The sequence below is a fragment of the Nocardia arthritidis genome (genome assembly GCF_011801145.1).
Classification (GTDB): domain Bacteria; phylum Actinomycetota; class Actinomycetes; order Mycobacteriales; family Mycobacteriaceae; genus Nocardia; species Nocardia arthritidis_A.
Genome location: NZ_CP046172.1, coordinates 4,387,706 through 4,407,055 on the forward strand (window position 1 = coordinate 4,387,706; position 19,350 = coordinate 4,407,055).

Here is a 19,350-nt window from a genome sequence, read left to right on the forward strand (position 1 = left end):
GTGGGGCCGATGACCGTCTACTGGGCCGAATACGCCTGGCTGCCGACCGGAGTGGCCGAGGCGGTGACCATCGATATCGCCGGAGCGTCGATCCGGTCGGTCGCCGTTGGCACCGAGAAATCCGGAAAGGTGCTGCGCGGCTTGACCGTTCCCGGTTTCGCGAATGCGCATTCGCACGCGTTCCACCGGGCGTTGCGCGGCCGCACCCAGGGCGGGCGCGGCGATTTCTGGACCTGGCGCGAGCAGATGTACCGGGTGGCCGCACGGCTGGATCCGGACTCGTACTACCGGCTGGCCCGCGGCGTGTACGCCGAGATGGTGCTGGCCGGATACACCAGCGTCGGCGAATTCCACTACCTGCACCACGCGCCGGGTGGCGTGCGCTACGACGACCCGAACGCCATGGGCGCCGCGCTCGTGGCGGCCGCCGAAGACGCGGGCATCCGCCTCACTGTGCTCGACACCTGTTATCTCGCGGGCGGTTTCGGGCGCGAACTGAATGCGGAGCAGCTGCGGTTCAGCGACGGCGATGTCGGCGCGTGGGCCGAACGCGCGGCGGGCTTCAAACCCGAACAGGAACTGGTCCGCACCGGCGTGGCCGCGCATTCGGTGCGCGCGGTGCCCACCGGCGCGCTGCGCGTCGTCGCCGAACAGGGTGCGGGCCGCCCCACCCACGTCCATCTCTCCGAACAGCCCGCCGAGAACCGGGATTGCCTTGTGGCGCACGGCCGTACGCCGACCGCGCTGCTCTCCGAGGAGGGCTTCCTCGGGCCGGACACCGTCGCCGTGCACGCCACCCACGTCACCAGGCCGGATATCCGGTTGCTCGCGGGCACCGCGACTCGGGTGTGTTTCTGTCCGACCACCGAACGCGATCTGGGCGACGGTATCGGTCCGGCAAGGGAATTGGCCAGTGCTGGCGTGCGGCTGTGCCTCGGCAGCGACAGCCACGCGATCGTCGACGGTTTCGAGGAGTGGCGGGCGCTCGAACTCGACGACCGGCTGGCCGGGCACGCCCGCGGCCGCTTCGCGCTCGACGAGTTGTACGGCGCCGCAACGGCACACGGCTCGATCGGCTGGCCGGAGGCCGGGCGGATCGAGGGCGGCGCCGCGGCGGACCTGGTGACCGTCGACCTGGAATCCGTCCGCACCGTCGGCGCCGAACCGGCGGCGGCGCTGTTCGCGGCCACCGCGAGCGATATCCGCGAGGTGTTCGTCGCGGGCCGCCAGATCGTCTCCGGCGGCAGGCATTTGCTCATACCGGATACGGAATCCGTACTGCGAGAGGAGATTCGGGCGCTGTGGCAATCCTGATCACCGGAATCGGCGAACTGACCACGAATACCGAGGGCGGCCCGCTGCACGACGCCGCCGTGGTGCTCGACGGGGAGCGCATCGCCTGGATCGGGCCCGCGCAGGCCGCGCCCGCGGCCGACGAGCGGGTGGACGTCGGCGGCCGGGCGGTGCTACCCGGCTGGGTGGACAGCCACACCCACCTCGTCTTCGGGGGTGATCGGACCGCCGAATTCGAAGCCAGGATGTCTGGGCAGCCGTATCGCGCGGGCGGTATCGCGGTCACCGTCGCCGCGACCCGCGCCGCGAGCGATGCGACGCTTTCGGCGAATCTGGCCCGGCATGTCGCCGAGGCGCGCAGGCAGGGCACCACCTGCCTGGAAACCAAAACCGGCTACGGGCTCGATGTTCCGGGCGAACTGCGTTTGGCCCGCATCGCCGCCGAACTGGCCGACGAGGTCACCTATCTCGGCGCGCACCTGGTGCCCGACGGTATGGACGCGGATGCCTACATCGACCTCGTCTGCGGTGAAATGCTCGACGCCGTAAGGCCTTTCGTGCGCTGGGCGGACGTGTTCTGTGAGGTCGGCGCGTTCGACGCCGGACAATCCGAGCGGGTGCTGCGCGCCGCCGCCGCGAGCGGGCTCGGCCTGCGCGTACACGGCAATCAGCTCGGGCCGGGGGCCGGCGTACAACTCGCCGTGCGGCACAACGCCGCAAGCGTCGACCACTGCACCCACCTCACCGACGCCGATATCGAGGCGCTGGCCGGTTCGGACACCGTCGCCACCGTGCTGCCCGCCTGCGACCTGTCCACCCACCAGCCGCTGGCCCCCGCCCGCGCCCTGCTCGACGCGGGTGCGACGGTCGCGCTCGCCACCAACGCCAACCCGGGCAGCTCCTACACCACCTCCATGGCCTACTGCGTCGCCACCGCCGTACTCCAAATGGGCCTGTCCGTCGCCGAAGCCGTGTACGCCGCCACCGCCGGTGGCGCGAAAGCCCTGCGCCGCACCGACGTCGGCGTTGTCGAGGTGGGGGCGCGCGCGGATCTGCAAGTGCTCGCCGCCCCCTCGGTCACGCATCTCGCGTACCGGCCCGGTGTGCCGCTGACCATCGCCGTCTGGCGAAAAGGTGAGCGGCTGAAGGATTTCGGGCCTACCGTCGAGTGATCCGCGACCGGAGTCAGCTTTTGCAAGGGAGGGCAGTACGACGGGGTGATCCTCGACGTCGAGCGCGGCAATTAAATCGTGTCGGCATTTCTCGGGCGCGAGTTCGGGACGTGGCTGGACTTCCGGGCTAGCTTTTCTGGAGCGTGCCTCTAATGTCGCCGACGCCACCTGCGGTGGTATAGGCCAGCGAGCCGTCGGGCTGTAGGACGACCGTCGACGTCTCACCCTCGTCGTGGCAGCCGAACGCACCACGGAGCCCGCCGGTCAGTCTCGCCGTGAAGCTGAGTTGGCGCTCGGTGGCGGCGGTGAGCGTCTCGGCGCGTTCGCATTTCGCGCCGGACAGGTGGCCGGTGTTGGACGATGTTGCGACCTCCGCGCCGACATTGCCGTCCCGAACCGTGAGCACGATGTCGAAGACCGCCAATGCGTCGCTGGCGGTGCCTTTCCATTCGCCGACAAAGGCTTGCGGTACCGATTGAACCGGTTGTCCCGCAGGCGATGACGCGGCGGCGGTGACCGGCGCCGCGGTGGTTCCGGGCGCCTGAGTCGCAGTGCTGGTGGAACCGGCAGACGAACCGCCCGTCAAATGAGAGCCGACCACGAAGGCGGCCACGGCGACGGCTGCCGCCACCACGGCGGCACCGGCGATCACGGCGGCCCGGAGTCGGGCCGAATGGGGTGCAGCGGGTGGGGATGCGGGTTGGTCCGAAGGTTGAGGTCGGCTGGGCGGATACTGGTTGATCGAACCGAGCGTGGTGTGGAAACCCGGTGTGCCGGTGTCGGATCGAGACTCCACCGGATTCGAGTCCGGCCAACCCGTAACGCGCTGTGGCGCGGCGATGGGAACGCTCCGCTGGGTCGGCGCGATCCGGGACGAATCCGGTTGTGCCGCTTCGGGTTCGGTGGTGGGGTGCGGGCCGGAATCGAGGTCGAGCAGTCGGATGGCGCGGCGGCCGACCTCCTCGACGACCGGGCCGGGGAGCCAGCCCGCGGCGTCGGGGATGTCGAGGCGGCCGAGGTCGTCGAGTAATTCCTTTGTGGTGGGCCGGTTTTCGGGGTCCTTGGCGAGGCAGGCGGCCACCATCGGGCGCAGCCGGTCGGGGAGCTGTTCGAGGCGGGGATCCTCGTACATCACCCGCCACATCAGCTGCATGGTTTCGGCGGTGCCGAACGGACCGTGCCCACTGGCCGCGAATACCAGCACACCGGCGAAGGAGAACAGGTCGCCCGCCGGGCCGACGGGTTGACCGGTGATCTGCTCGGGACACATGAATCCCGGTGAGCCGATGACCTTTCCGGTGGTGGTGAGCGCGGCGTCGGTGACGGCGCGGGCGATGCCGAAATCGATCACCTTGGGCCCGTCGATGGCCAGCAACACATTCGACGGTTTCAGATCGCGGTGCACGATACCGGCCGAATGGACCGCGACGAGTGCCTCCAGCAACCCGCGGGCGAGCACCAGCAGCGTCGATTCGCCGAAGACGCCGAACCCCTCCACCGCGTCGGAGAGCGACAGCCCGGCTACGTAACCCGTTGCCAGCCAAGGCGGTTCGGCGTCGACGTCGGCGTCGAGCACGGGTGCGGTGAACTGCCCGCCGACCAGCCGCGCCGCCGCGACCTCGCGCCGGAAGCGCTCCCGCGATTGCGCGTCGGCGACCAACTCCGGCCGCACCACCTTCACCGCCACGGTGCGCCCGCCGGCATTGCGGCCCAGGTACACCCGGCCCATGCCGCCGACGCCGAGCAGTCCGAGTAGCCGATAGTCGCCGATCCGCACCGGATCATCCGCCCCGAGTGGTCGCATCGCGCACCGAACTCCCTTCGCACCGAACAGTGGAAGGCTACCGACCCGCCCGCCGATCCACCTAGTGACCGGCCGCCCGGCAACATCACGGTTTTCTCATGGACGACCCGAGATGCTGTTGCGCGAGACGTTCCGAGAGGCGGAACGCGAGGGAAAGGGATTGTTCATGAAGCGGATGTTCGTGGTTGCGGTGGCGGCGGTCGCGGTGCTCGGTGTCGGGGCCTGCTCGGGGAAGTCCGACAGCAAGACCGCGGCACCCACCACCAGCGCGGCGACCTCGGCCAAGGCCGCGCCGGCGAGCGCACCGGCCAATGCCGCGAAATCCGCGGGCACCAAGCAGGCGTGCACCGATTCGGAGGCGGCGTTCAAGGACTTGGCGGGTAAGCAGGACGAGATCAAGTCCGAGGCGGCGGCGGGCAACTACGAGGCGGTCCAGGCCTACTACCAGAGCTTCACCGCTCGGATCCGCAAGTCCTCCGGCGTCGCCGACGACGCGACGGTGAAGAACGGGTTGGAGTCCATCGCCAAGCTGGGTGACGCCGTTGTACACGCCACCACCACCGATGAACTGAAGGACGCCCTGATGAAATTCGGCACGGCCGCCACCGGCGATCAGTTCGACAAGATCGGCGCGATCTGCGACGCCGCCTGATCGCTGTATCTGAAAATCACCCCACCTCCAGCGATAGCAAGAAGATTGCTATCTTCTCGTGCCGAGCTCGAATTACCTACTGGCGGCGGAGTGGTCGAGGAGGACCATGGCTTCGAGGCGTGGTGCGGTGCTTGCGGTGCTCGTCGTGGTGCTGGCCGGATACGCGGTCGGCCCCGCGGCATCGCAGGATTCGACGGTGCGGGACAGGGCGGGGCAGTGGACGGCCGCGCACGACGGGGCGCAACAGTATCCCGACGTGCACATCGACTGGGATGTCCCGATCCGGATGAGCGACGGAATCGTGTTGAAGGCCAACGTGTATCGGCCGATCGACGAGTCCGGCGCGATCGAGGGCCGTCCGCTGCCCACCATCGTCAACCTCACCCCGTACACCAAACTCATGACGAACCTGATCGATTCGGCGCTCGCCGCGCCGAATCTGCGGCCGCTCGTCATGGATCTGGTGCACCGGATCAACCTGTCCGGCACGCCGTTCAGCGGATTCGGCGATCTGTTGCACGCGCTCGACGGCGGCACCGTGCAGACCGTACTCGGCGTGGACCGCAACCTGATCCGCAGCGGATACACCGAGGTGGTCGCGGATGTGCGCGGTACCGGATTCTCCCAGGGCGCTTGGGATACGCTGGGCGCGCGCGAGCAACAGGACACCAGGGAGGTGCTGGACTGGGCGGCCGCGCAGCCGTGGTCCAACGGTAAGCTGGCCATGAGCGGCGGATCCTATGCCGGGATCAACCAGTTGCGCGCGGCCGAAAACGCCCCTGCCGCACTGAAAGCCATCTTCCCGGTGGAGCCGGGCAGCGACCTGATGCGCGATGTGGTCGCACCGGGCGGCGGTATCGGCACCACCTTCCTGCCGCTGTGGCTCAACAACGTGAACCAGCTGAAGATGCTGCCCGATGTGCGGTCGATGTTCGACGGCAGCTTCGACTGGTCCTGGCTTTCGGCCCGGATGGCCGATCCGACAACGAATTACGATCTGCTCACCGAGGCGCTGCTCACCCCGTCGCTGGACGAGCTGCCGTCGGCGCTCGCCGCGGCGCTGGACGCGACCAGCGATTTCCGGCAGGCGATCCTCGGACATCCGGAGCGAATCACCGTGCCCACCTTCGTATACGGCGGTTGGCACGATATCTTCGCCAACAGCGCGACCAAGCTCTACAACGCGATTCCATTGCCCGCCGGGCGCAAACAGCTGGTGGTGGGCGACACCTACCACGCGAATCCGGGCGCGGGCACCGGAGCCGGTGACGCGCCGCCGCGGCTCGACGTGCTGCAGCGGGCCTGGTTCGACAAGTGGCTCAAGGATATCGACAACGGCATCGGCGATTTCGGTCCGGTGACGGTGCACGAGCAGGGCGGCGACTGGAAGGGGTTGCCGCGCTTCCCGGAACCGGGCGTCACGCACCGCCGGGTGTACCTGACCGCGGCCGCGAGCGGTACCGCCGCCGAAAGCGGTTACGACGGTTCGCTTTCCGGTGACAAGCCGGGTGCGGCGAGCACGCTGACGGTGGCGCCGGGCCTCACCACCGCCTGCTCGCGCGACGCCGCGCAGGGCTCGGCCGGTATCACCGCGGCAATCGATATGTGTGCCAAGGATTCCCGGATCGCCGAACGCGGCGGGCTGACCTTCACCGGGCCCGCGGTCACCGAGCCGACGGTGATTTCCGGCCCGATCAACCTGCACCTGAACACGATGCACGACGCCACCGACGGATATTGGAGCGTCACGGTGAACGACGTGGCGCCGGACGGTGTTTCGGCGGTATTGAGCACCGGCCAGCTGACCTCGTCGCTGCGTGCGGTCGACGATCGGCTGAGCCTGAAATCGGATAACGGCGACTACACCGCGCCGTACAACCCGATCACCGTGGACAGCATGCTGCCCGTGCCGCCCGGACAACCGGTGACCCTGGACATCGCCGTCATCCCGACCCAGGCCGTGCTGCGGCCGGGTCATCGACTCCGGGTGGACGTCTTCGCCGGAAACTCCCCGAAATCCATGGCATTTCGGCCGATGCTGAACAACACCGAGCTGAAACCGCAACATCTGCTGCTGGATCCGGACGCGCCCAGCTTCCTCAACCTGCCGACCGACCACCCGGTCGTCTAGCGGCGGCGGCCCGCTCCAGCAGCAGCGCCCGCTCGGCATTGTTGGCGGTGAGTTCCGCGGCGCGAATGAATTCCGCCGCGGCCTCGCGCGGCCGTCCGGCCCGGGCGAGCAGGTCGCCGCGCACCGCGTGCAGCAGGTGGTAGCCGTCCAGCGCGCCGTTCGCCGCGGCGGCCGCCACCAGCTCGAGGCCGGCGGCCGGTCCGTGCACCATGCTCACCGCGACCGCCCGGTTCAGCTCCACGACCGGCGACGGAAAACGTTGTGCGAGAACGGCATACAGTCCGGCGATGCGCCGCCAGTCGGTCGCCTCCGCGCTCGGCGCCATGGCGTGCACGGCGGCGATGCCGGCCTGCAGCGCGTACCGTCCCGGGGGCACGCCACGGGTGCGCGCGGCGGTATGGGAGCGGGCCAGCGCGGCGAAACCGCGCCGGATGAGCAGCCGGTCCCAGCGCGACCGGTCCTGCTGATCGAGCAGAATCAGGTTCTTGCCCAACCCGTTTCGCGCTCGCGCCCGTGACGCCTGCAGCTCGAGCAGCGCGGCGAGCCCATGCGTCTCCGGCTCGTCCGGCAGCAACTGTGCCACCATGCGGGCCAGCCGCAGCGCGTCCTCGCACAGGTCGACGCGCAACCAATCATCGCCCGTCGTAGCGGAATAACCCTCGTTGAAGATCAGGTAGACCACCTCGAGCACCGAGTCGAGGCGTTCGGTGAGCGCGGCGCCGTGCGGCACCTCGTACGGGATGCCCTTGGCGGCGATGGTCCGCTTGGCCCGAACGATGCGTTGTGCCACAGTCGATTCCGCCACCAGGAAGGCGCGGGCGATCTCCTCGGTGGTCAGGCCGCCGAGCAGCCGCAGCGTCAGCGCCACCCGGGCAGGCGGGGCGAGCGCCGGATGGCAGGCGGTGAACACAAGCCGCAGCAGATCGTCCTCGATGGCCTGATCCGGATCGAGTCCGGCGGGCAGCTCCGGGTCGGCGCGCCGCTCGGTCAGCAGTTCGTGACCGAGCAGCGCGAGCTTGCGCGCCAAGGTGCCGCGCCTGCGCAGCCGGTCGATCGCCCGGTGCTTCGCGGTGAGCATGAGCCAGCCGCCCGGATTCGGCGGCACGCCCTCGTTCGGCCACTGCTCGAGGGCGGCGACCAGGGCGTCCTGCGCGAGCTCCTCGGCGGTGTCGATATCGCCGACGATCCGGGTGAGCCCGGCGACCAGCCGGGGCCACTCCATCCGCGATGCCGCCTCGGCGGCGCGCCGCGCATGTCCGGGCGACCGCTCGGTCATGCGTCAGCCCTGCTCGTCCACCTGGCGGATTTCCACCGCGACGGTCCATTCCGGTCCGTGGATGTCGAGGAAGCGCGAGGACCACTCGACCGCCTCCTCCTTGGATTTGACCTGCAGCAGGCTGTAGCCGCCGATGATCTCCTTGGATTCGGTGAACGGGCCGTCGAGCACCGTCTGTTTGCCGCCGGATTGCTCGATCCGGACGGCCTCTTCGATCGGGCGCAGTCCGGCCGTGTCGAGCAGCACTCCCGCCTTGGTCATCTCCTCGAGCACCCGGGTGACCTCGGCGATCAGCTTCTCGTCCGGTTCGGGCGCGGTGGTCGGGTCGAGCTTGATCAGCATCAGGTAGCGCATCGGAACATCCTCCGGTTTTCCTCGGTATTTGTCGCGGGCCGGTCGGCCCTCACCTCAACGCATCGAACGGGTGATCCGGAAATCGACATCGGGACAAAAGATTTTTCTGGGCGCTCAATTCGCCACCGCGAGCAACTGGGCGAGCTCGCGCCGGGCGTCGGCCGCCAGCGGCAGCAGCGGTGGCCGCGGGTCGCCCGCATCGATGCCGAGCTCGCGCAGTCCGGCCTTCACCGTGCGGGGCAGCCCGCCCCGCGACATGGCCGCGAAGAGCGGATGCAACCGCTCGAAGAGTTCGGCGGCCCCGGCATCGCCCGAGCGGAACAGCCGCCACAGCCGCACCACCGCCTCCGGCGCCAAACCCGGTGCGGCCGTGCACCATCCGGCCGCACCGGCCTGAAAGGCCTGCTGCACCAGCCGATTGCTGCCGTTGAAGAACGCCACCGCGCCGCCGCCGAGCTCGGCGATGCGGTACATCCGCGCGATATCGCCGCTGGATTCCTTGATCATGGTGATGTTGTCCACCTGCTCGACCAGCTCGACCAGGAATTCCGGCGACATATCGATGCCGGAGGTCGCCGGATTGTTGTATGCCATCACCGGCAGCGACACCGCCCCGGCGACCGCCGAAAAATGCTGGCGCAGTTCGGGTTCGGTCAGCTTCCAGTAGGCGATCGGCAACACCATGAGCGCGCTGGCGCCCAGCCGCTCGGCCAGCCGGGCGCGTTCGACGGTGGCGGCGGTGCTCAGCTCGGACGCGCCGACCACGATCGGCACCCGGCCCGCCACCTGCTCGACGCAGATCGCGGCGACCCGGCGCCACTCCTGATCGTCCAGGTAGGCGCTTTCACCGGTGCTGCCGAGCGGCGCGATCGCGTCGACCCCGGCGTCGATCAGGCGGTCGAGCAGGTGACGCAGCACGTTCTCGGCGACGGCGCCGGATTCGGTGAAAGGTGTTACCGGGTAGGCGACAACGCCGGACAACATGGTCATCGAGATCTCCATTCCTCGCCCCGATCATCCCGCGACGGCGCGTTCGGGCAGGATGGTCGGTATGGATTTGCGCATCTTCACCGAACCACAGCAGGGCGCGAGCTACGAGACGTTGCTGAGCGTGGCCAAGGCGGCCGAGGAATTCGAGTTCGACGCGTTCTTCCGGTCCGACCACTACCTGGCGATGGGCGGCGTCGACGGGCTGCCCGGCCCCACCGACGCCTGGATCACGCTGGCCGGCCTGGCCAGGGAGACGAAACGGATCCGGCTGGGCACGCTGGTCACCGCCGCCACCTTCCGGCTGCCGGGCCCGCTGGCCATCCAGGTCGCGCAGGTGGACCAGATGTCCGGTGGCCGTGTGGAATTCGGCCTCGGCAGCGGCTGGTTCGCCGAGGAGCACACGGCATACGGCATCCCGTTCCCGGATGACAAATTCGCCAGGTTCGAGGAGCAGCTGGCCATCATCACCGGACTGTGGGCGACCAAGGAGGGCGACAAGTTCAACTTCGACGGCAAGCACTACCAGCTCACCGATTCGCCCGCGCTGCCCAAACCCGCGCAGGAGCGCATTCCGGTGGTGATCGGCGGCACCGGTGCGGTGCGCACGCCCCGGCTCGCGGCGCGGTACGCCAGTGAATTCAATGTGCCGTTCGCCTCGGTCGAGGACAGCGCGCAGCGGTTCGACCAGGTGCGCGCCGCGGTGGCGAAGGCGGGCCGCCCCGCCGACGACATGATCTACTCGAACGCCCTCGTCGTCTGCGTCGGTGCGAACGACGCCGAGGTGGCGCGCCGCGCGGCCGCCATCGGGCGCGAGGTCGACGAGCTGAAGACCAACGGCCTGGCCGGATCCCCGGCCGAGGTGGTGGACAAGATCGGCCGCTACGCCGAGGCCGGATCCGCCCGCATCTATCTCCAGGTGCTCGATCTCACCGACCTGGCTCATCTGGAACTCGTTGCGAGCCAGGTGCAATCGCAGCTGTGAGGGCGTCGACGGCCGCCGCCTGGGTCGCGAAATTGGGCCGGTCGTCCTCGGCGACCGGCCCGCGCCAACGGAATCCGTACTCGTCGCCCCGGTCGCGTAGCGAATCGGCTTGGCGGGTAAGGAATTCCGCGGTGGCGGCGGTGGAGCGGCCGGTGTCGAGCAGGTCCCGGTAGGCGCGGACGAAAACGCCTTTGAAGGTCTCCACGTCGCGGCAGCCGGTGCCGGGACAATCGGTGGCGGCGGCCTCGACGAGGATGCCGTCCCGGATGAACGGCGAGCCGTCGCGGGTCGCGGCCGCGGCGATCCGGTCGGCCGCGGCGCGCGGGGCATCGTTGCCGGTGGCCTGATACAGCGCGACCAATCCGTCGATCAGCATGCCCTGGTCGTAGGTCCACCGGCGGTTTTCATCGTCGAGGACGCAGGTGTCGCCCGACCGGAGCAGATGGTCGTCGACCAGGCCGGACGGGTCGAGCAGAGCGCGGCCCGGTGCGGTTTCGAACCAGCTCCACGCCGCGGTGGCCCCGGCCAGATACCGCGCGCGGTCCGGCTGATCGACGCGGGTGCTCAGCCGCGCGGTCGCGGTCAGGTACAGCGCGTTGGTGATCGTATTCACCTGCTCCCACGGGCGCTGGTCCGGATCGATTCCGATACGCGCCCAAGCCAATCCGCCGCCGCAGAAGGTGGTCCGCTGGTCGTCGAGACCGTCGACGATCGTCCGCGCGGCAGTTAGGTAGCGCGGGTCGCGGGTGAGATCGAAGCCCTGGATCCAGGCCAGGGCCCACCACAGTTCGTCGTCGTTGTAGCCGGTCCTGCGGGGGATGCCGATGCGGGCGACGTCGCCGTGCCGGTAGGTCTCGTCGAGGTAGGCGAGGTATTGGCGGTCACCGGTGCGGCGCACGTAGCCGAGCACGGCGGTGAGCGCGTTCGCGCTCTGCCAGGTGCTGGCGTCGTTCTCCCAGAGCCCGGCCCGGTGGTCGTAGCGCTCCAGCAGCCGGTCGACGGCGCGCATATCCCGATCGGGCGGTGGATCGCCCGCCGCGGTCCACCGGGTGCAGCGGATCTCCGGCCGGTCGCCCGCGCGGCCGCAGGCGCGCAGCGCACTGCCCGCGTACCGGTAGTACCCGGTGTGTTGTGCGGTGTCCGGTGCGGAAATGCTTGTGGCGCCGAGGTTTCCGTCCTCGATGCGCTCCGGGCCGCCGCGATCGAGCCACACCGTATCGCCGGGCTGCCCGTTCTCGATGCGCGCCGACGCACCGCCGTCGGCCGTGCGCAGCGTGATGGTGCGCGACCACACCCGGACCCGCGGGTCGACGGTTCGCGTTCCGCCGACGGTCGCGGGATCGTCGCCGTCGCAGGGTCCGCGCACACAGCCCACCAGACGTTCGGCCAGCTCGCGCGCCGAATCCGGCCGCAGCACAAGGTAGGTCGTCAGTGCCAGCGCGAGCACGACGCCGACGGCGCCCCACCGCTTACTTCCGATCACGCCCGACACGGTATCGGTTCGCCGCGAACGGCATTCAGCTGCGCATCTCCTCGTCCAGTGCCGCGACGAACGCGTCGACGTCATCGGGTGTCGTATCGAACGAACACATCAGGCGCACCTCGCCCGTGTCCTCGTCCCAGACGTGGAACCGGTGACGTTTGCCCAGCCGTTCGATGACCGGCCGGGGCAAGAGCGCGAAGACGGCGTTCGATTCGACCGGCCTGGCGATGCCGACACCGTCGATCGCGCGTACTCCAGCCGCGAGCCGGGCGGCCATGGCGTTGGCATGGGTGGCGTTGCGCAGCCAGAGGTCGCCGCCGAGCAGCGCCTCGAATTGCACCGAGACGAAACGCATTTTGGAGGCGAGCTGGGTGCTGAGCATGCGCAGATATTCGATGTCGTGAATGTGCTCGGCTAGGACGAGCACCACCTCACCGAGGATCAGGCCGTTCTTGGTGCCGCCGAACGAGACGATATCGACGCCGGCGTCGGTGGTGAAGGCGCGCAACGGAACTCCGAGCGAGGCCGCGGCGTTGGCCAGCCGCGCGCCGTCGACGTGTACCAGCATGCCGCGCTCGTGCGCGTGCGCGCAGATCGCCTGGATCTCCTCAGCGGTATAGCAGGTGCCCTGTTCGGTGCTCTGGGTGATCGATACGGCCAGCGGCTGGGCGCGACGCTCGTTGCCCCAGCCCCACGCCTGCCGGTCGATGAGTTCGGGCGTGAGCTTGCCGTCCGGGGTCGGCACCGGATAAACCTTGATACCGGCCACTTTTTCGGCGGCGCCGCACTCGTCGCCGAAGATATGCGCGGTCTCCGCCGTGATCACCGCACCCCAGCGCGGCAGCAGCGCCTGCAGCGCAACGATATTGGCGCCGGTGCCGCTGAAAACCGGATAGGCCCTGGCCGTTTCGCCGAAGTGTCCGGCGAAGATCCGTTGCAGCGCGACCGTGTAGTCGTCGGCGCCGTAGGGCGGCTGATGTCCGCCGTTGGCGAGCGCGAGCGCGGCGAGTATCTCGGGATGCGCCCCGGCCCAATTGTCGCTGGCGAATTCGCGTACGGCGGGATTATGTCTGCGGATGGCATCGGTGGTTTCCACCCAGGCCACGGTACGCGGGGGCGGCCGACCACGATCAATTCCGTAGACTGAGCCGGAAATCGACCGAGGAGCCCAGTTGACCGATCTACCCAACCCGCTCGTTGTCGTGATGGGGGTGTCCGGGTCGGGTAAGACGACGGTCGGCGAGGAATTGGCGGCGCGGTTGGGCGTCGAATACGCCGAGGGCGACGATTTCCATCCGGCCGCCAACGTGGCGAAGATGTCCGCGGGTATTCCGCTCACCGACGCCGACCGCGCGCCATGGCTGGATCTCATCGCGGCCTGGCTCGCCGGGCACGCGGATCGCGGCGGCGTCGTCACCTGTTCGGCGCTCAAGCACGGCTACCGGGACCGGCTGCGCACGGCCGCGCCGCACCTCTTCCTCCTGGAGCTCGAGGTGCCGCGCGATGAGCTGCTGCGCCGATTGAACTCGCGCGTCGGGCATTTCATGCCCGCGAGCCTGCTCGACTCGCAATTGGCCGCGCTGGAGCCGCTGACCGCCGACGAGATCGGCGCGAGCATCGACGCCGACCGCCCACCAGGTGATGTCGTCGTCGAAGCGCTTGCGGCGCTCGGCGTTACCAGCCGATGATCGGCAGCGTGGCCCGGCTCACCCGTTTCCCGGTGAAATCGACCGCGGGAGAGCACATCACCGCGACGCTGGTCGACGCGCGCGGTCTCGTACACGACCGGGGTGGGCCGCATACACCGCGGACGGCGGGATCGCGAGCGGCAAGACCACCCGACGGTTCCGCAAGGTCGATGGGATGATGCTCTGGCGCTCAACGGTTTCCGCTGATGGCGTACTGCTGCACGCCCCCGACGGCGCCGCCTATTCGGTGCTGGACCCCGCGGCGTCGGCGGCACTGTCGGGGGCGCTCGGCCAGCCGTTGGAGCTGCGGCCCGAGACGAATATCGCGCATCACGACGCGAGCGGCGTCCACCTGGTCACCACGTCGAGCCTGCGCGCCGCCGCGGGTATCGGCGATGCGGAGCCGGACCACCGCAGATTCCGCGCGAATATCGTAATAGACACCGACGGAACGGGTTTCGTCGAAGACGGCTGGATAGGTGCGGTACTGGCCATCGGCTCGGAGGTGACCATCCGGGTCGGCGCGGGCATGCAGCGCTGTGTGATGATCGACCGCCCACAGGCGGATGTGACACCGGAAGCGCCGCTGCTGCGCGCGCTCGGGCGGTATCACGACACCGCGTTCGGCGCGGAGGCCGAGGTGCTCACCCCAGGCCGGATCGCGGAGGGCGATCCGGTGCGTCTGGTGCGCTGATCAGCGCTCGATGCTGGACGGCAGTGGGTGGTCTGGTTCCAGTGCGGGCAGGCCGTCGATGCTGGCCGCGTTGTCGCCGCCGATGCGCCTGGCGAAATCGTCGTCGGTGCGCCGGGTGTGGTATGCGTCGAGCACCGGGCGTTCGTCGACCAGTTCGAGATAGGGCACCGAGTATCCGCACGAGTCGGCGATACGGTCCACCGTGATGACGATCACCGCCCGGATTCCCGGATGTTGTAAACCGAAATGCGGTCGCAGCCGGTCGAATTCGGCGGAGTCCGGCCGAACCACCCGTCCGGTGCCGAACAGCCGCAGAATTCGCGATGTTCGGGTGAACGAGCAGAACATCACCGTGATGCGCCCGTTATCGCGCAGGTGCGCGATGGTTTCCGCGCCGCTGCCGAACAGATCCAGATAGGCGACGGTGTGGTCGCCGAGCACCGCGAAAGTATCGCGATATCCCTTGGGGGAGACATTGACTCGCCCGCCGTCGGAGGGCGCGGTGGCCACGAAGAACATCGATTGCCCCGCGATGAACTCGCGGAGCTTATCGTCGATTTCCGTGAATACCTTCGCCATCGATCACCCCTGTCCCGCTCGACCGGATTCAGACTAACCGACGCGGCAGCGGCACAATATGCGAGATAACTCTCAGCGAGGCGCCGGGCATACGGCGCTGGACACGTGTGGGATACACACCCCGCCCGCGTCGGCGATGAGCAGTCCGGCCCCGAAGACCAAGGCCGCCAACGCGATCGCCCCGAACACCAGCACCCACAGCAGTCCGGGCAGATGGGTGAGTCGTGCCAATTGATCCGCATCCGAATCTCGGGAGCCGCCCCAGCGCCGAGATCGGGTGCGCTGCAATTCGATTACCGGACGCAGCCCGGCGAACAGCAGGAACCACGCGCCGAGATAAGCGAATCCGGCCTGCAGCGTATCGGTGCCGAACCAGGAGACCGCGAAAACCGCGCCGCCGACCACGAATACGGTGAACAGCCCGTAGATGTTGCGCACCTTGATCAGCAGTGCGAGCAGCAGCACCAGCGTGACCCACAGCATGAGGGTGATCCGGTGCGCGCCGAGCAGCGCGGCGAAACCGAGCCCGATGAGCGCGGGCGCCGGATAGCCCGCCATGGCCGTCAGGATCATGCCGAGCCCGTACGGTTTCCCGCTCGACACCGTCAGCCCGGAGGTATCCGAATGCAGGGTGATGCTGTTGAGCCTGCGCCCGGTGAGCAGCGCGATGAACGCGTGCCCGCCCTCGTGGGCGATGGTCACCACATTCCGCATCACCCGCCACACCGGGCTGAAGCCGACGAGTACCAGCGCCGCGACGCCGGTCGCGGCCACCAGACCCCACGGCGGCGCGGTCTGGGTCGTCGTCAGCCGATCCAGGATCGAGGTCCCGTGCTCGACGAATTCCGCTCTGTCCACCGCCGCACCATAGCGGTCCCGGGGCCGCCATGGCAGGCCCGGCGGAATCCGGCCGCTCGGCGAAACCGGCTACGGTGGCGGAATGACTTCCGAGAGAGCCGGATTGGTGCTGGAACGCCGTCGATTGACCGGTTGGAGCCGGACCGCGCCGACGGTGGCCGCTGTCCTGTCGACACCGGATATCGACACCATCGCGGAAACGGTGCGCACGGCGGGCCCGCGCGGCGTCATCGCCCGCGGCCTGGGCCGCAGCTACGGCGATCCGGCGCAGAACGGCGGCGGCATCGTCGTCGATATGACCGCGCTGGATCGCATCCACCGCGTCGACCCGGACAGCGGGCTCGTCGACGTCGACGCCGGTGTGAGCCTGGACACGCTGATGCGGGCGGTGCTGCCGAGCGGGCTGTGGATCCCGGTGCTGCCGGGCACCAGGCAGGTCACCGTCGGCGGCGCGATCGCCGCCGACATACACGGCAAGAACCACCACTCGCACGGCAGCTTCGGCAATCACGTCGTCTCGCTCGACCTGCTGACCGCGGACGGTTCCGTGCGCACCCTGACCCCGGAAGGCCCGGAGGCGGAACTGTTCTGGGCCACCGTCGGCGGCATGGGCCTGACCGGCATCATCCTGCGCGCGCTGGTGCGGATGAAGCACACCGAGACCGCGTACTTCATCGTCGACTGCGATCGCACGAAAAACCTCGACGAGACAATGGAATTGCTCACCGGCGGCTCGGACGACGGCTACGAGTATTCGGTGGCGGTCCCGGACACGATCAGCACCGGTGCGCGCCTCGGCCGGGCGGGTTTCAGCAGGGGATCGCTGGCCAAGCGGGACCAGCTGCCGGCGAAGCTGCGGCGAGATCCGTTGCGGTTCAACGCGCCTCAGCTGTTCACGGTGCCGGACATCATCCCGAGCGGCATCGTGAACAACTTCACCAACCGGATTGGCGGTGAGGTCGCGTACCGCGTCTTTGGCAAACAGGGGCGCGGGGTGATCCAGAACATCACGCAGTTCCTGCATCCGCTGGATGTGCTGGGGGAGTGGAACCGGGCCTACGGCAGGCGCGGGTTCATGCAGTATCAGTTCTCCATGCCGTTCGGCGCGGAGGACCAGCTGGCCGATGCGGTCCGGATGATCGCCAACTCCGGGCATCGGTCGTTCCTGAATGTGTTCAAGCGCATGGGTCCGAGCAGTCGTGCGCCGCTGTCGTGGCCGCATCCCGGGTTCATGCTCAGCCTGGATTTCCCGCTGAAACCCGGACTCAACGAATTCTGCGCCGAGCTGGATGAGCGGGTGCTGGCCGCGGGCGGGCGGCTGTACTTCGCGAAGGAGTCGCGGGCGACACCGGAATTGATCCGGGCGATGTATCCGCGGCTGGACGAGTGGCGGCGGATCCGTGACGCCGTCGATCCGGAGCGGGTGTTCGTATCGGATCTGGCGCGGCGATTGCGGTTGGTCGCCTGATCTCGGGGACAGATCTTCGCTGTCCCATCTTTTGGGGGCATCCGCGTGATTGCCGAGCCGCCAAGGCTGACTGTAGTGTCGGATAGCTAGGGGCGGTTCGTCCCTAAAACAGGTGGCAGTGAAGGGTTTTCGTGGATGTCAGGCATAAGGAAGCCGATATGCGGGGTGGTTGCGGCGGTGGGCGCCGTGCTGCTGTTCGCGGGCTGTGGCAGCAGTTCGACGAGCAGTCAGCCGACTTCGAGTAGTGCGAAGGCGACGGCCACGGCCGCCGCGACCACATCCGCGGGGGGTGCGAACACCTCCTCGGGTGGCGAGAACCCTTCCGCCGGGGGCGAGAACCCAACGGCCGCACCGGCGCCCGCTCAGCCTCCGGCGCCCGCGCAGCCGCCCGCGCCTGCTCAGCCGCCTGTGACGGCAGCGCCCGAGGTCACGCTCTGGGATCCGTGCGAGATACCCGACACCGATATCACCAGACAGGGGTTGCGTACCGCCAGCAAGCAGCGGGACAAGTACCAGTGCACCTGGCAAGACGCTTTGAGCGACTATGAGGTGACAATCCTGTCCACCCCGACGACGGTGCAGGAAATGCTGAAGAACGGGCGCTACACGGGTTTCAGCCGGACGACGGTCGGCAGCGGCCGGGAAGCCTACCAATTCCGTGCGTCGCAGGATTCGAACAAGATCGGTTGCTACATCGGCATTCCGACGGCACACAGTGGCCTCGTCCTGTTCGTGGTGCGGAATCTGAAGCCCGAGGCCCTCGAACCGTGCGGCACGGCGCACCGTGCCGCAGATAACCTCATCGGGTATGTGCCCTGACCTGGACCGATAGCTGGAATGCGCGGTGCGGCAAGGATCTTCGGTTGGCCTCAGACCGTGACCAGCGCACCTGATTCCGCGGAACGCCGGGCCGCCGCCAGCACCCGCAGCGCGGCGACGGCATCCCGCGGATCCACCGGAACCGGTGCGTCATCGAGTAGGGCTGCGGCCATTTCGCGGTAGAACGCCGGATAGTCGCCGGGCAGGGTTTCGAGCGGCTGCGGGTCCGGTTCGGTCCCCAGCTGTCCCCAGCGTTCGGAAGGCAGTGTGCCCCAAGGTGTTCCGTCGCCGGGGCGGCGACCGGCCCGCAGGGCGTCCTCCTGCGGGTCCAAACCGTATGTGACATAGCCGGATCGGGAACCCAGAACCCGGAAGCGCGGCCCGAGTTGTGGCGTCACCGCGCTCATCCAGAGATGTGATCGCACACCGGATTCGTGCGTCAGCGCGACGAAAGTGTCGTCATCGGAACGGATTCCGTCGCGCCGCCGATCCATTTCGCAATACACCGTGCGCACCGGCCCGAACAGCGTCAGTGCCTGATCGATGAGATGGCTGCCGAGATCGAACAGGATCCCGGCCCCCTCCTCGGCCGCGCCCATTTCCCGCCAGCTGCCCTTCGGAATCGGCCGCCAGCGTTCGAAACGGGATTCGAAACGCGTTACGGCGCCGAGCTTTCCGCTTTCCAGCAGCCACCGCACGGTCCGGAAGTCGCCGTCCCACCGGCGATTCTGGAATACCGAGAGCGCGACGCCGGCTCGCTCGGCTCGTGTCAGCAACTGCTCGGCCTCGCCGACGGTGACGGCGAACGGTTTGTCCACCACCACCGGCAGTCCGGCGTCGAGCGCCCGCGCGGCGAGCGGCGCATGCGTTCGATTCGGCGTCGCGACGACCACCAGATCGATATCGTCCGGCCGGTCGAAAAGCTCATCGGCACTGGCGAATACCCGCACCCCCGGATGTTCGCGCCGCGCCTGCTCGGCCCGCTCGGCCGACCCGGTGACCACCGCCGCAACCCGCATGCGCGGTTCCGCGGCGATGAGCGGTGCGTGGAAAACCGATCCGGCGAGTCCGTATCCGAGGATGGCGACATCGATGGTGCGCATAATG

Annotated in this window: 18 protein-coding genes; 9 read left to right on the plus strand and 9 right to left on the minus strand. The window is 68.6% G+C overall.

The window, feature by feature from the left end:
• Positions 1–9 precede the first annotated feature (9 nt).
• Together F5544_RS19765 and hutI are read left to right on the plus strand one after the other, a co-directional pair.
• Entirely contained in the window at positions 10–1,314 is a 1,305-nt protein-coding gene (locus F5544_RS19765) for a formimidoylglutamate deiminase (protein ID WP_167474550.1), read from the plus strand.
• Positions 1,302–2,465 (plus strand): imidazolonepropionase, encoded by a 1,164-nt coding sequence (gene hutI, locus F5544_RS19770; RefSeq protein ID WP_167474551.1) that lies wholly within the window; start codon positions 1,302–1,304, stop codon positions 2,463–2,465. Before F5544_RS19765 ends, hutI begins: the two co-directional genes overlap by 13 nt.
• Before the next feature lie 127 nt (positions 2,466–2,592).
• On the opposite strand, the gene F5544_RS19775 is transcribed toward hutI, so the two are convergent.
• On the minus strand, positions 2,593–4,269 hold the full coding sequence (locus F5544_RS19775) for a serine/threonine-protein kinase (protein ID WP_167474552.1): 1,677 nt from the start codon (positions 4,267–4,269) through the stop codon (positions 2,593–2,595).
• Between the two features lie 166 nt (positions 4,270–4,435).
• Between F5544_RS19775 and F5544_RS19780 the strand changes: the two genes are divergently transcribed.
• Both F5544_RS19780 and F5544_RS19785 read left to right on the plus strand, forming a co-directional pair.
• Entirely contained in the window at positions 4,436–4,921 is a 486-nt protein-coding gene (locus tag F5544_RS19780; RefSeq protein ID WP_167474553.1) for a hypothetical protein, read from the plus strand.
• A gap of 106 nt (positions 4,922–5,027) precedes the next feature.
• Entirely contained in the window at positions 5,028–7,052 is a 2,025-nt protein-coding gene (locus F5544_RS19785) for a CocE/NonD family hydrolase (protein WP_167474554.1), read from the plus strand.
• Here the strand turns inward: F5544_RS19785 and F5544_RS19790 are convergent.
• From F5544_RS19790 to F5544_RS19800, 3 genes are all read right to left on the minus strand, one after another.
• Positions 7,021–8,328, minus strand: a complete 1,308-nt coding sequence (locus tag F5544_RS19790) for an RNA polymerase sigma factor (protein WP_167474555.1) — start codon at positions 8,326–8,328, stop codon at positions 7,021–7,023. The two genes, F5544_RS19785 and F5544_RS19790, sit on opposite strands and share 32 nt — an antisense overlap.
• Before the next feature lie 3 nt (positions 8,329–8,331).
• Complete coding sequence (locus F5544_RS19795; RefSeq protein ID WP_167474556.1) at positions 8,332–8,682, minus strand: YciI family protein; 351 nt, start codon at positions 8,680–8,682, stop codon at positions 8,332–8,334.
• 114 nt (positions 8,683–8,796) lie between these two features.
• Positions 8,797–9,672: a dihydrodipicolinate synthase family protein gene (locus tag F5544_RS19800; RefSeq protein ID WP_167474557.1), complete on the minus strand. Its 876-nt coding sequence runs from the start codon at positions 9,670–9,672 to the stop codon at positions 8,797–8,799.
• Positions 9,673–9,733: 61 nt separating this feature from the next.
• Between F5544_RS19800 and F5544_RS19805 the strand changes: the two genes are divergently transcribed.
• A complete protein-coding gene (locus F5544_RS19805) occupies positions 9,734–10,654 on the plus strand; it encodes an LLM class F420-dependent oxidoreductase (protein ID WP_167474558.1) in 921 nt (306 codons plus the stop codon).
• On the opposite strand, the gene F5544_RS19810 is transcribed toward F5544_RS19805, so the two are convergent.
• Both F5544_RS19810 and F5544_RS19815 read right to left on the minus strand, forming a co-directional pair.
• Entirely contained in the window at positions 10,599–12,137 is a 1,539-nt protein-coding gene (locus tag F5544_RS19810; RefSeq protein WP_167474559.1) for a glycoside hydrolase family 76 protein, read from the minus strand. The genes F5544_RS19805 and F5544_RS19810 overlap by 56 nt on opposite strands.
• Before the next feature lie 34 nt (positions 12,138–12,171).
• Positions 12,172–13,233: a threonine aldolase family protein gene (locus tag F5544_RS19815; RefSeq protein ID WP_167474560.1), complete on the minus strand. Its 1,062-nt coding sequence runs from the start codon at positions 13,231–13,233 to the stop codon at positions 12,172–12,174.
• A 76-nt stretch (positions 13,234–13,309) separates the two neighbouring features.
• Between F5544_RS19815 and F5544_RS19820 the strand changes: the two genes are divergently transcribed.
• Positions 13,310–13,825, plus strand: a complete 516-nt coding sequence (locus F5544_RS19820; protein WP_428847151.1) for a gluconokinase — start codon at positions 13,310–13,312, stop codon at positions 13,823–13,825.
• Between the two features lie 175 nt (positions 13,826–14,000).
• Positions 14,001–14,519 (plus strand): MOSC domain-containing protein, encoded by a 519-nt coding sequence (locus F5544_RS19830; RefSeq protein ID WP_167474562.1) that lies wholly within the window; start codon positions 14,001–14,003, stop codon positions 14,517–14,519.
• On the opposite strand, the gene F5544_RS19835 is transcribed toward F5544_RS19830, so the two are convergent.
• Positions 14,520–15,098 carry a pyridoxamine 5'-phosphate oxidase family protein gene (locus F5544_RS19835; RefSeq protein WP_167474563.1) on the minus strand — a complete coding sequence of 193 codons (579 nt, stop codon included), beginning with the start codon at positions 15,096–15,098 and terminating at the stop codon, positions 14,520–14,522. It abuts the gene before it with no gap.
• Positions 15,099–15,170: 72 nt separating this feature from the next.
• Positions 15,171–15,956 carry a M50 family metallopeptidase gene (locus F5544_RS19840; protein ID WP_167474564.1) on the minus strand — a complete coding sequence of 262 codons (786 nt, stop codon included), beginning with the start codon at positions 15,954–15,956 and terminating at the stop codon, positions 15,171–15,173.
• Positions 15,957–16,038: 82 nt separating this feature from the next.
• Here F5544_RS19840 and F5544_RS19845 point away from each other — a divergent pair, with 82 nt between their 5' ends.
• Positions 16,039–17,424, plus strand: coding sequence for an FAD-binding oxidoreductase (locus F5544_RS19845; protein ID WP_174867370.1), 1,386 nt, complete (start codon positions 16,039–16,041; stop codon positions 17,422–17,424).
• A 135-nt stretch (positions 17,425–17,559) separates the two neighbouring features.
• The gene (locus F5544_RS19850; RefSeq protein ID WP_167474565.1) at positions 17,560–18,243 is read left to right on the plus strand and encodes a DUF3558 family protein; all 684 of its coding nucleotides are present in this window, start codon (positions 17,560–17,562) and stop codon (positions 18,241–18,243) included.
• Positions 18,244–18,293: 50 nt separating this feature from the next.
• Here F5544_RS19850 and F5544_RS19855 read toward each other — a convergent pair whose 3' ends face one another.
• The gene (locus F5544_RS19855) at positions 18,294–19,346 is read right to left on the minus strand and encodes a Gfo/Idh/MocA family oxidoreductase (protein ID WP_167474566.1); all 1,053 of its coding nucleotides are present in this window, start codon (positions 19,344–19,346) and stop codon (positions 18,294–18,296) included.
• Between the last annotated feature and the right edge of the window lie 4 nt (positions 19,347–19,350).

What these genes read in the sequence shown, in the direction of transcription:
- F5544_RS19775 (WP_167474552.1), bottom strand. Translation starts at nt 4,269, where the DNA reads ATGCGACCACTCGGGGCGGATGATCCGGTGCGGATCGGCGACTATCGG.
- F5544_RS19790 (WP_167474555.1), bottom strand. Translation starts at nt 8,328, where the DNA reads ATGACCGAGCGGTCGCCCGGACATGCGCGGCGCGCCGCCGAGGCGGCA.
- F5544_RS19855 (WP_167474566.1), bottom strand. Translation starts at nt 19,346, where the DNA reads ATGCGCACCATCGATGTCGCCATCCTCGGATACGGACTCGCCGGATCG.
- F5544_RS19845 (WP_174867370.1), top strand. Translation starts at nt 16,039, where the DNA reads ATGACTTCCGAGAGAGCCGGATTGGTGCTGGAACGCCGTCGATTGACC.
- F5544_RS19780 (WP_167474553.1), top strand. Translation starts at nt 4,436, where the DNA reads ATGAAGCGGATGTTCGTGGTTGCGGTGGCGGCGGTCGCGGTGCTCGGT.
- F5544_RS19805 (WP_167474558.1), top strand. Translation starts at nt 9,734, where the DNA reads ATGGATTTGCGCATCTTCACCGAACCACAGCAGGGCGCGAGCTACGAG.
- F5544_RS19795 (WP_167474556.1), bottom strand. Translation starts at nt 8,682, where the DNA reads ATGCGCTACCTGATGCTGATCAAGCTCGACCCGACCACCGCGCCCGAA.
- F5544_RS19765 (WP_167474550.1), top strand. Translation starts at nt 10, where the DNA reads ATGACCGTCTACTGGGCCGAATACGCCTGGCTGCCGACCGGAGTGGCC.
- F5544_RS19800 (WP_167474557.1), bottom strand. Translation starts at nt 9,672, where the DNA reads ATGACCATGTTGTCCGGCGTTGTCGCCTACCCGGTAACACCTTTCACC.
- F5544_RS19785 (WP_167474554.1), top strand. Translation starts at nt 5,028, where the DNA reads ATGGCTTCGAGGCGTGGTGCGGTGCTTGCGGTGCTCGTCGTGGTGCTG.
- F5544_RS19830 (WP_167474562.1), top strand. Translation starts at nt 14,001, where the DNA reads ATGATGCTCTGGCGCTCAACGGTTTCCGCTGATGGCGTACTGCTGCAC.
- F5544_RS19835 (WP_167474563.1), bottom strand. Translation starts at nt 15,098, where the DNA reads ATGGCGAAGGTATTCACGGAAATCGACGATAAGCTCCGCGAGTTCATC.
- F5544_RS19850 (WP_167474565.1), top strand. Translation starts at nt 17,560, where the DNA reads ATGTCAGGCATAAGGAAGCCGATATGCGGGGTGGTTGCGGCGGTGGGC.